Source organism: Bacteroides sp., from assembly GCF_028690125.1.
In the GTDB taxonomy this organism is placed as follows: Bacteria; Bacteroidota; Bacteroidia; order Bacteroidales; family Bacteroidaceae; genus Bacteroides.
This window is the reverse complement of record NZ_JAQVBV010000079.1, coordinates 1-9,820: the sequence shown is the minus strand read 5'-3', so window position 1 is coordinate 9,820 and position 9,820 is coordinate 1. Positions and strand designations below refer to the sequence as shown.

The 9,820-nt window shown below is 40.8% G+C and carries 13 protein-coding genes; 2 read left to right on the top strand and 11 right to left on the bottom strand.

The genetic code is table 11. From position 1 onward, the window contains the following. Positions 1-209, top strand: a 209-nt coding sequence (locus PHO71_RS24455; RefSeq protein ID WP_300208696.1) for a hypothetical protein, incomplete at its 5' end; no start/stop codon positions are given. A gap of 10 nt (positions 210-219) precedes the next feature. Here PHO71_RS24455 and PHO71_RS24450 read toward each other — a convergent pair. From PHO71_RS24450 to PHO71_RS24405, 10 genes are all read right to left on the bottom strand, one after another. Continuing rightward, the gene (locus tag PHO71_RS24450) at positions 220-441 is read right to left on the bottom strand and encodes a hypothetical protein (RefSeq protein ID WP_300208694.1); all 222 of its coding nucleotides are present in this window, start codon (positions 439-441) and stop codon (positions 220-222) included. Between the two features lie 256 nt (positions 442-697). Beyond that, complete coding sequence (locus PHO71_RS24445) at positions 698-1,003, bottom strand: hypothetical protein (protein ID WP_300208692.1); 306 nt, start codon at positions 1,001-1,003, stop codon at positions 698-700. Positions 1,004-1,545: 542 nt separating this feature from the next. Continuing rightward, entirely contained in the window at positions 1,546-1,941 is a 396-nt protein-coding gene (locus PHO71_RS24440) for a hypothetical protein (RefSeq protein ID WP_300208690.1), read from the bottom strand. After that, complete coding sequence (locus PHO71_RS24435; RefSeq protein WP_300208688.1) at positions 1,938-2,747, bottom strand: hypothetical protein; 810 nt, start codon at positions 2,745-2,747, stop codon at positions 1,938-1,940. Before PHO71_RS24435 ends, PHO71_RS24440 begins: the two co-directional genes overlap by 4 nt. A 206-nt stretch (positions 2,748-2,953) precedes the next feature. Then, positions 2,954-3,532, bottom strand: a complete 579-nt coding sequence (locus tag PHO71_RS24430; RefSeq protein ID WP_300208686.1) for a thymidylate synthase — start codon at positions 3,530-3,532, stop codon at positions 2,954-2,956. 240 nt (positions 3,533-3,772) lie between these two features. Further along, positions 3,773-3,994, bottom strand: coding sequence for a helix-turn-helix domain-containing protein (locus PHO71_RS24425; RefSeq protein ID WP_300208684.1), 222 nt, complete (start codon positions 3,992-3,994; stop codon positions 3,773-3,775). Positions 3,995-4,331: 337 nt separating this feature from the next. Beyond that, a complete protein-coding gene (locus PHO71_RS24420; RefSeq protein WP_300208682.1) occupies positions 4,332-4,796 on the bottom strand; it encodes a hypothetical protein in 465 nt (154 codons plus the stop codon). Next, entirely contained in the window at positions 4,793-6,106 is a 1,314-nt protein-coding gene (locus PHO71_RS24415; protein ID WP_300208680.1) for a hypothetical protein, read from the bottom strand. Before PHO71_RS24415 ends, PHO71_RS24420 begins: the two co-directional genes overlap by 4 nt. Before the next feature lie 16 nt (positions 6,107-6,122). Continuing rightward, complete coding sequence (locus PHO71_RS24410; protein ID WP_300208678.1) at positions 6,123-6,455, bottom strand: hypothetical protein; 333 nt, start codon at positions 6,453-6,455, stop codon at positions 6,123-6,125. A 552-nt stretch (positions 6,456-7,007) separates the two neighbouring features. Further along, positions 7,008-7,343 carry a hypothetical protein gene (locus tag PHO71_RS24405; RefSeq protein WP_300208676.1) on the bottom strand — a complete coding sequence of 112 codons (336 nt, stop codon included), beginning with the start codon at positions 7,341-7,343 and terminating at the stop codon, positions 7,008-7,010. A gap of 346 nt (positions 7,344-7,689) precedes the next feature. Here PHO71_RS24405 and PHO71_RS24400 point away from each other — a divergent pair, with 346 nt between their 5' ends. Beyond that, positions 7,690-8,082 carry a hypothetical protein gene (locus PHO71_RS24400; RefSeq protein ID WP_300208674.1) on the top strand — a complete coding sequence of 131 codons (393 nt, stop codon included), beginning with the start codon at positions 7,690-7,692 and terminating at the stop codon, positions 8,080-8,082. A 535-nt stretch (positions 8,083-8,617) separates the two neighbouring features. Here PHO71_RS24400 and PHO71_RS24395 read toward each other — a convergent pair. Next, positions 8,618-9,820 (bottom strand): Hint domain-containing protein (locus PHO71_RS24395; RefSeq protein ID WP_300208672.1); only part of this gene is annotated, 1,203 nt, incomplete at its 5' end.

Sequence of the window (9,820 nt, the reverse complement as noted above, 5' to 3'; positions counted from 1 at the left end):
TGGGAAAAGAGAAAATATTAAAAGATGATGAAATTCTAGAAGCTCTTAACATATGCTTGAGAAATGCCTGTATTCCAGCTTCGGCAGTTGCAGAAGTACTGGGGGTAAACTCTAGATATGTTAAAGATAGACTTCGTGAAATGCAAGCTAAAAATCTAGTTACCGGAAAATATAGAGGCTCTTCTTGGTGTTTCCGTCCAAAGCAATAACTCACTTTTCTCACTCCGTTATTTTCCCTAGCCTAAGCTCGCAATATCCAACTTCTTTTATTTTCGAGCCTTCAACAACAAACCCTCTATCCCGGCTACCTTCACAGTCCCAACACTTAGCAAGGAGAGTTCGTTCACGTTGTCTGATAATCTCCGGAATATCATTAAGAGCATCCACTTCTAATGCTATCTGGTGTCCTTCCTGGCAGGTATAGATTGGATGGAGTTTCAATGCACTTCCCCCCCAAACTTCCAGTCTTCAATTGAAACAACAAACCGAAACTTCGAAGGCCCAACTTCATTAACTCCAACAATCCAACCCTTCTTTTGCATATACCTCACATGTTTTTCAACGCAATCGATCCAGTAAAGACACCTTTCGACATCAGTAACCGTGAAAGTCGCAGCATGAAACTTTTGATATATAGTCTCAAGTGTTGATCGCTTTATGAGACTGCCATATGTACCAGGTTTCGGGCATGGACCAATCAAGCTTCAACCTCTGAACTATTGTTATCCATTTTCCGAAGTTCGCGTATACTTGGAAGTCCTTTATCATGTCTCCAATTCCATATAGTAGTCTTCGAATACCCGGTCTCCTCTGCGATTTCAGAGTCGTATTTCATTTGAAAATAAGCTGTGTTAATCTTTGAATAGTCGATTTGTTTATATGGATCATGGCGTTTTCTGAAAATCCCCATCTTCTGTCTTAAACTCGCAACTGCGCTCCGTGAGCTGCCAACCTCATCGGCTATTTCCTGATCACGTTTTCCTGCCAGTATTAAAGATCTCATTTTATCATGATCGTATTGTGCTGGCCTTCCAGAATGCTTTATCACGTAATGCCCGATTTTCTTCACAGCACAGCCTCCAAATCAGCTTTTAAGCATTCATCACAGGGATTATCACACATTGGCTTACCCGATATACACCCAAAGCAGTCTGTGAAATAATCAGAACACGAAGTACACTTAGTTCGAACAGTGGGGCATAATTTCAACATCATACACCCCGAAGTCCATATTTCCTTTTGATCCTCTGAATGGTCTGGTCACTGGTCCGGTAGGTTCGCTTGATACATTCATTTGAGGTATTATCTCGGATAGCTTGCAGGATTTTTGACTCCCTCGATAGACTACATTTTGAACCAATAGCGTTTGACCTGTGGCCTGTGATCTCAAAATGTCTATCTAAACGGGATTTTTCAGTTTCAGTGAGCATCAATACCATCAGACCACCCTGGTTAAGTTCCAGCAGCTCATGACCAGACCGAGGACAATTATTAACACTAAAATTAAGAGGTCGGGCCCATACATTTTGATAAACTCCAATAGCTTCATGCTTCAACCTCTGGACAATATTTCCGTTTTAAGTCCTGGATATACCGCACTGAACAGCCCATTTCTTCAGCTATTGCAACAGGTACATTTCCCTTGTGTAACAATAATTTTATTTTTTCATGATCGAATTTCCGTGGACATCCAATACGTTTAGTTTGAGGATGAACAGTTTCAATAACTGGAATATCAACCTCGTTCGAAAATCTAATCATAAAAACAGAAATGTCTTTCGAAGTATCCCAATACCCTTCAAGAACACCTTCATAACACAACGAGACGAGTACGCGCTCTTCGATTGCACGCGGAGGTTTCCAGAATGCAAGGTTCTGAATATGCAGGCATTTTCGGTATTCGCGGAGAGTTGAAAGTGCATGTTCTAGATCTGCATTCATGCCAACACTTCCAGGGCATCAATTCCAGCGAGGGAAGCGTTAAGTGCTTCGAGTTCGGCTTCATGATAGGCAATTTTGTTAATAAGGGAGGCTCTATCATCGTATTGTACTTTATCTAATCCAAGAATTGATTGGTAGTTTTTAATGATCCACTGACGAATAAGAGCCTTGTAGACCTCTATAGCGTTATAACGTGTGCCGCAGAATATTACCGGAACACCCCTTGCATACAGTGAAGCTATCTTTCCTCTACGAGCCTCTACAGAAGCCCCCACGTGTTCAGTATTCCGCTCATTTCCGAGGAATGGTGGAACATACAATAGGAACTGTTCAAAGGAGCATTCGGCAATTACAACCATCTGGGTAAACCGTTTATCGTCTTGGAACCTTTTAATTTCCCTATAGAACCTCTCACAGTTACCGGCGACCATCAGAGTTCCATACAGGTCCTGAGGTCCACCTCTTTTTTTATCTCCGCCCTTTCTCTCTACTAAAAGCCCGCCGTATCCAGCGCACCCAGCGCCTTCATAGTAAAACATGTAATCAGCCGTTTGATAATCCCCCGACTGCGCTTTAGTAGGCATCCTTCGGATAGGCATATCTAAATTAGATTCTTCCCACGGATTACCTTCATTATTAGCCCGGATTATCTGTTTTTTGAGGGTCTTTTCCCAGGCTCCTACAAAATAATTTAATTTCTTCTGGGCTTCTTCGTTTGTTGGATTGGCTTGAGCTTTGGTATACCAGCTTTTGATATCTTCAGCATACTGAGCAGAGGTTTTTTTAGCTCTTGGTTTTGGAGCCATTACCACAGTCCCTCCCGCCTACTCCATGCCCTTACCTCAGACACGTATCCATAACTCCCCGGAACTGCCTTTTTTAGTTCAGATACTGGGACCCCACTTGACGACATCTCGATAATCTGCATAACTCTCTCTCGATGTTTTTCAGGATCGGTAAATCTTTTTATATACCGTCCGATCTTTGCTTCTTCAACGGGAGTGAGATCCAATTAGTACCCCGCCTTCAGAATTCTTTTAATTTCATCCATATCGGAATTTATCCGGCAATGCAAATTGATATCATGAAGCAAAATATATCCAGCGTTTAACTCAAGCCGACCCGCTACATATTTTAAAAGTTCAGCAAACCCTTTGATATCACTTTTCATAGCTATAGCGGCTTCATTTGACCTTCCTAAAATAGTCAAATTAACACAATCCTCGTCATCATCGTCTTCAATATCAAAGACCGTAGTAATCATGCAGGGCACTTCAGAGTTCCCGATATGTTTAGTCTTAAAAAGAGGAATCACAGCGCGCCTAGTTTCTGGATGTTCCCTCAGGAGCTGGATAGTTCTCTCTAACCCATCCTCGAACTGGAGTTCTTCTCCATATGTATAATCATGAGCTTGAAGTCCTTCCCCGTTGGGTTTTCCTGTTATCAGGTTTTCAGCAAATGCAGAATCACAAAGAGAAGTTAATTTATCATCGGAATCTTCACAGCAGTTGCAAGGGATTACGATTAGTACATGTTTGTAATATTTCACTTTCTCTTCTCTCTGATCCCTACTGTACTTTCCCCGTTCCATTATCGTTTTTACAGCTTCATAACGGGCTTGCTTAATTGACTTGGCATTAATTATATGAGGGGAAAACATTAGACCACCATCAATATGGTTTTTTTAGCTTCAATCTCGCATTTCCTCGAGCAAAACTTTACAGTTTCACGTTTTGCCCGGAATGCATTTCCACAGTGTTTGCAGCGAACCACGTAGAACCCCATCAACAAAGCCCCCATAGCCGACTCCGCCCGCAAATTGATATTATTCTCATAGGGATGCCCCGGCGCATTTATCAGGTGAAATCCCCAATGTTTCAATTCCCGCATTCCACAAACGAGTCCTAAACTTAATAACAGTCGGTAATGAGACTCCGCTTTCAGCAGCTATAAATCTTGGATGCTTACCCGCTTTCAACAACTCAATTATTTTTTGGTTACGGAGTCTTCTCTTTTCAGTAACCCCGTAATATTTATCTTTAATTGTACGCACGGTTTCTTTTGAACATCCACACTGCACAGTGATTTCTCTAACACTTTCTCCAGTTTCTAAGAGGGAAATCACCTTAGTATTCCGATCTTTTCTTTTTTCTTCAGCGTCAGTAAGTCTGTTTTGTTTAAGCGTCCTGCGATATTCGGGATAAAGCCGGGAACACTGCTCAAGAGTTAATAGTAGGCTGGGCAACTCTAGACCCTCCCGATATATTCTCGATATTTCCCACAATGATATCGTTCATCAGGAATTGCTTTAGTACATGTATAAGAGTTATCTCGATATCCAGTGCAATTTTCGACCTCATTTCGATTTTGTGGGGAATACGGGCAAGCCATTAGTATGCCCCCTGCACATTCTCAACACTCCCGCAATTACTGTCAGGGACAGTCTCAATTTTCAGCATTTTCCTATAAGCTGCATCAGGGTCTACAATTTCTCCAGACGCAAGTTTTTCTGAAAATGCCTTAAGCGCGGTCCGTTTGTTTGCAGTCCACTTTTTTCCAATGATTTTATTTCTCCGGGTAGATTGTTTACTTTCCGGAAGCTCGGACAGTTCTACCATTTCAGTCCATGTGGTTTTTACGGGCCCTGAAAAATACTTCACGTATAATACAGCCCCATCTTCCCTCCACACTAGAGCTCTCTGAGTAGAGCACACATTCCATTTCACGCGAGGCCGGTTAAAGCGTTTAGCCGGGACTTCTATTAAATCAAGAGGAATATTAACACTCAACTCAGCCGGTTCATCTGTAGGAATGGGCGAAGTATTTGAATTTAATGAAAAAATAGGGGAGGTCATGCCTGCACAACCTCCACACCAGCGTTATTGATTTTCATCTGAGCTAAAGGAGTTCCATGCCCCACCGATCTTGACCTAAACGCCTTAATAGACGACTTCGTAAGCCCAGGATTACTGGACTCTTTAATAGTTTCCCATATTTCCTTTGCTGCAAACTGGCTTTTATCCCCAAACGGCCTTAAAATGTGGTTAGGTCCCTTATTAAATTCACTTTCGGGCTGATTTGTAACCAAGACAATACCATTATTTTTATACGCCCATTCCTTAAGTGATCCAAAAATGGCAATCATTTTTAAGAGTGCATCACCCTTCTGTTTCATATTCATTCTGGCGAAGGTTGTAAGGATCGGGAAACCTACAGAATCTAAGATTACAACGTCCCCGGCCGGAAGGGTCTGCACCATCTTGTCTATTTCGTCGATGACCGGGGTATATTTGTAAGAACACTTTTTTAGAAGGTCTATATCTTTTTTCGTCAAATTCCGCTCAGTGTCAAGATAAAATACCTTTTTACCAGCTTCTGCCGCTTCATATGCAACTTTCTTTACAAAGGCGGTCTTACCGCTTCCAGTATCCCCAAAGACCTCCAGAACATCATTCCCTACATATTCATAAATGAGATCAAGCAGGGCTGAGGACTTCGGAGTGGAGCCTTCGGACCGCGCCAGCTCAGGCGTTTTATACTCTGGAACTTTAGGCTGAGATACGTTCTTTTCTTTTTCCCGCCTATCCATATCCTGCATTTTTCTCTCTTCGAATTCAGCCTCGGCGCGTTCAAGCCTTTCAAGCTCTGCTAGTTTTCTTTCATTTTCTTCCCTATCTTCTTTCGCCTTAACTTCAGCTTCTTGAAAAGCTTTTATAAGAGCTTCGGTATCTGACGCATCTTCCTGTTTTTCACGGGGCACTTCTTCCCCCGAGAGTTCAGACTCTTCAGCAGGTATATTAGGAGTTTCTCCAATCTCAAACCCATAAGCTTTCAGATTTTCAATCGGATCAGTTCCAATTGTCAACTGTTCATATCGCTTTATGAACTCGTCCATTAATATCCAGACATCCTCTGGCATCGCATGAGATCCAACTGGAGACATTTTCCCACGTTTAGTATCACACGCCGTCCACTTTTTGGGATCTTCACCAGTGTCCGCTCGTAGTTTCCATAGTTCAGATGCAAAAAAGCTCCCAGATAATTTAGAAGAATTAATTCTAAAATATGGGAACTTGCCTTCTGGATATTCCTTGGAGAGCTCCTGTAAGATTTGCTCAGGACTTCTCTGTACCAATGTCTCTTTTTCCTTAATTTCATCACTCATCTTTCAAACTCTCCTATCATTTAGGAAACACTTTAAAACTAGATCCGCAGGGCCTTAAAAACTTGAATCCCCGGATATCATCACACATTGTAAACGCATATGTCAAACTCCCAACAAGCCAGTCGGGGAAAATTCCTCTAACATACACATCAAAAACAACGTTTTCTTCAGGCGATTTGGAAAGATACATCCGATCAAAAATAATTTTTATAATATCTCCCGCTTCGTCTTCGGAAAAATTAATACTTCTCCCAAATCTATCCCCAATCCCGGTAGGCAAATCTCGTAAAAGATCGTACCGGAACGTTTTCACACGCGCATCGACATTCAATTCAGCTGGTCTTTCCATACCATCCCTCTTTTATTTTTAAGCCCACGCCGGGAATTAAACCCGGGTTCGTTTTGTTACATGGGCACTTGGGCCGGATTTCTCCGGCTTGCAGATCTGTTTAAATTCCATATTTTGACAAAAATTCTTACGCGAATTTTGGTTGGTTCGTAGGTATGTTACATGACTCACAACAAGTAACCCCTAATACCTAGGGGAGTTCATTCGACGATACATTTCTCTCAATTACATACCCCTGTTACCAGGGTACGCCGTATTCAGGATTCGAACCTGATATCAATCACAACTTTCTGGACTTTGATAGGCATACTAGGGGCAATTATTCTCTGGGTGGATGTTCTGAAGGGGTGTTGCATGAGTGATGTGATTGAATCGTCCACACGAATACGGCATTTCAAGCAGGCATCCGGGAGAACACCTGCGATTTTGGAGGTTTGTTGGAGGCAACATCGGGACTTTAACTCGATAGAGGCCACAATGGAGGATTGTGCTAGGCATCTGACTTCCTAACACAATTTTTATCTTGATCGCAGCAGGAACGGCAAAGTTAAGTTAAGCAATTATATACTCCGTCTCGCTTGCGGGGTCATGTGACTTATTACAGAGCGCACAGAAACTCCGACTGAGTATGTATAGATAGTCCTCTTCGAGAAACTGATAACCGGAGAAGTCTTTTATATGGTCCTGGCAATCATCACGAAGTTCTGCCGTGTACACATTCCAGATTTCTCCAAGATCAGATCGTCTGTGAACATCTTCCCATACATCATCGTGCCAGCGTCTTACTACGCTAGTTTGTTCAATCGGGCCAATGAACAGAACCCCCGCGTCTTCACATAGAAATGCACGGGTCTGTTCTGGTGTCTGTGCTACCATCTGAATTTTCATACGTTCGCTTCCTCGTAATTAGGAAATTTCATTAAGAACTCAGTAACCGCAATCGAAATTAAATCAGAAACGCTGCTGAATTCCCCGGCTAACACCAATTGGTCCATCCTTTTTGCGAGATGAGGGCTCAATGTGGCGTTTATGTTTTCTTTTTTTGCATGTCCAGGTTTTGGGCATTGCAGTTCCATTAGAGTTTCCTCGTTTGGCTGTGTAATTACCATGTTCTATATGGTAATAAGTCTTATTGGTATATAAATATTGCTGCTGTACTAGTATAATATTATACTACCAGTGTAATAACCACATAAAAGAATTATATATACCCGAATGTTGCTATAACATCATTATGGCAGAAGCGGGCATTGTAGCTAAACCAATAAAAAAGAAAAAAGTAAACGTGACAACGACGATGAGTCCATATTTATATGAATGGATGACGACTCAAGTAAAAAATGATATATTCACGTCAAACGCTGACGCGATATCGATAGCAGTCACTGAATTAAAAGCCAAAATGGAAGGGTGTGGAAATCCGGTTACTGCATCAGAAACTGTGAAGAATTCCGCGCTAGAAGCAATAGAGGCTATTAAGAACGCGGCGATCTCAAATGAGATTTCTACAAAATTGCTGGTTACGTGGATTACAGCGCACCCCGAGTTCCTGGAGGAATTCAACGACTTTATAAGAACTCAAAAGGGCAGTGCAATATCACATGGAAAAAGAGTGACATTTGAATGAATCTGCTATACATAATAGGTCCCCGAGCAGGAATCGCAGTAGCTCAGGAAGCGAAGGGGGCAGTTAATATTATATAATATTTTTTATATTCACACATTTAATAATCTTTATCTTATGTATTTTAATAGTACTATCTGGGTTTTTAATACACAGTATTAATACATATAAAACCGAGGTGAGAATATATTGTATGCGGTATGTACATGCCCGTTATGTAAGGGTAAATTTGCTGAGTCCGTCTGTATTGAATGTATAGAAAGCCAGGTATTTGAAACGGAGGCCGACGCGAAACAATACATTCTCAAGAATGTAAAAATAAAAACAGACTTACAGAACTAAGAATCTCAAAGTAAGTAAATACGTTGCCCGACAGGAAGAAACGGATAACATCTTGGCTGATAAATCAGATCTTCCCGACGAGCAAACATTCAATAACGTAATTATATATAAATATTTTTATTCAAATACGGATAAATAATCGTGCTTTCCATTCATTGTTTTATTACGACTGGGATTATTAATAGGCGACCGTTTTTTAGTCGGAGTATGGATCTGATAGCGGAGAATCGTATCCATAGCCGATATCATCCATGTAGCATTCTTGAGTCCTGGTATTCCCGGTTAATCCGAATTCTATACTTGCAGTATATATCCCATAACGAATGGAGTCACAATTATGTACAAGGATGCTATTAGCAAAATACTCACTGGCGCCCTTTACTGAGAGATTATATACTTTTTCTCTTTTCCCATCTGCCTTTAGCTGCACAACTTTCTGAACAGTAAATAGTTTTTGCATATTTGTTAACGGAGAAAGCCGATCCACAAAACTCACATTTTCTAGTTTCATTATCGATTCCCGCGTTTCTTCTCCAAGCAGACTTGCATGCGTTAGAACAGAATCTAGTTGTTTCGCGTCTTGAGATATCATTGAATTCTTTCCCACACTCGGAACATATTTTTTTAATTGGTTCTCTGAGAAGATAAACTTGTTTCCCGTGCTCTGAATGCCATTGTCTTCCTTCTTCTGACGCATGCCATTCTTTTGTGAGTTCTCTAATCTCTTCGCAATGTTTTCTTTTCCATTCAAGAAGTTCGGGATTTTCATTATTTTTCTGAGCATGGTCTTTGAAGTGTTTCTTACGTGGAATACATTCGAGGTTTTCGATTGAGTTATTAAGGGCATCACTGTCTTTATGATGAACGTGATAACCTTCTGGTATTTTTCCATTATAGTACTTCCAGACCTCTTGGTGTAGTGCCTGCACTCCATTAATTCTATCCGTTCCCCCCGGGGAATAATAACATCTATGCTCTCGTCTCTTTGAACTTGGGTATCTTCTAAATTTAATACCGTTAAATTCGATTTCTTCAACATCCAAGATTCTAAGTTTTCTGTTAATACGTAATCACCGTATCGTATAGCATCTAAATGTATAAAACCTTTTCCTATTACAAATACGGGATGATTCCTTGTAGCCGTTATCGAATTACCATTTCCCAGTATTAAACTAATCACTTCGGAGTCATCAGAAGTTAACCCACTTGCCTCAACTTCTTTAAATCCATTTCTTGTTAAAACCATATCACCAATTTTTATATTTTCAATTGGGACTTTCCCCTTATTTGTAGTAATCAAGGTCCCTGCGATAAAACATAAATCATCAAATGCTTTAACAGGCTCTTCAAAAACATTCCCGTTTTTATCTTCTTTATACTTATAATTATTATATTCTCT

Bases quoted from the DNA above. Each gene is read 5' to 3' on its own strand.
- PHO71_RS24415 (WP_300208680.1), bottom strand. From the start codon at position 6,106: ATGAGTGATGAAATTAAGGAAAAAGAGACATTGGTACAGAGAAGTCCT.
- PHO71_RS24400 (WP_300208674.1), top strand. From the start codon at position 7,690: ATGGCAGAAGCGGGCATTGTAGCTAAACCAATAAAAAAGAAAAAAGTA.
- PHO71_RS24420 (WP_300208682.1), bottom strand. From the start codon at position 4,796: ATGACCTCCCCTATTTTTTCATTAAATTCAAATACTTCGCCCATTCCT.
- PHO71_RS24435 (WP_300208688.1), bottom strand. From the start codon at position 2,747: ATGGCTCCAAAACCAAGAGCTAAAAAAACCTCTGCTCAGTATGCTGAA.
- PHO71_RS24445 (WP_300208692.1), bottom strand. From the start codon at position 1,003: ATGAGATCTTTAATACTGGCAGGAAAACGTGATCAGGAAATAGCCGAT.
- PHO71_RS24410 (WP_300208678.1), bottom strand. From the start codon at position 6,455: ATGGAAAGACCAGCTGAATTGAATGTCGATGCGCGTGTGAAAACGTTC.
- PHO71_RS24430 (WP_300208686.1), bottom strand. From the start codon at position 3,532: ATGGAACGGGGAAAGTACAGTAGGGATCAGAGAGAAGAGAAAGTGAAA.
- PHO71_RS24440 (WP_300208690.1), bottom strand. From the start codon at position 1,941: ATGAATGCAGATCTAGAACATGCACTTTCAACTCTCCGCGAATACCGA.
- PHO71_RS24405 (WP_300208676.1), bottom strand. From the start codon at position 7,343: ATGAAAATTCAGATGGTAGCACAGACACCAGAACAGACCCGTGCATTT.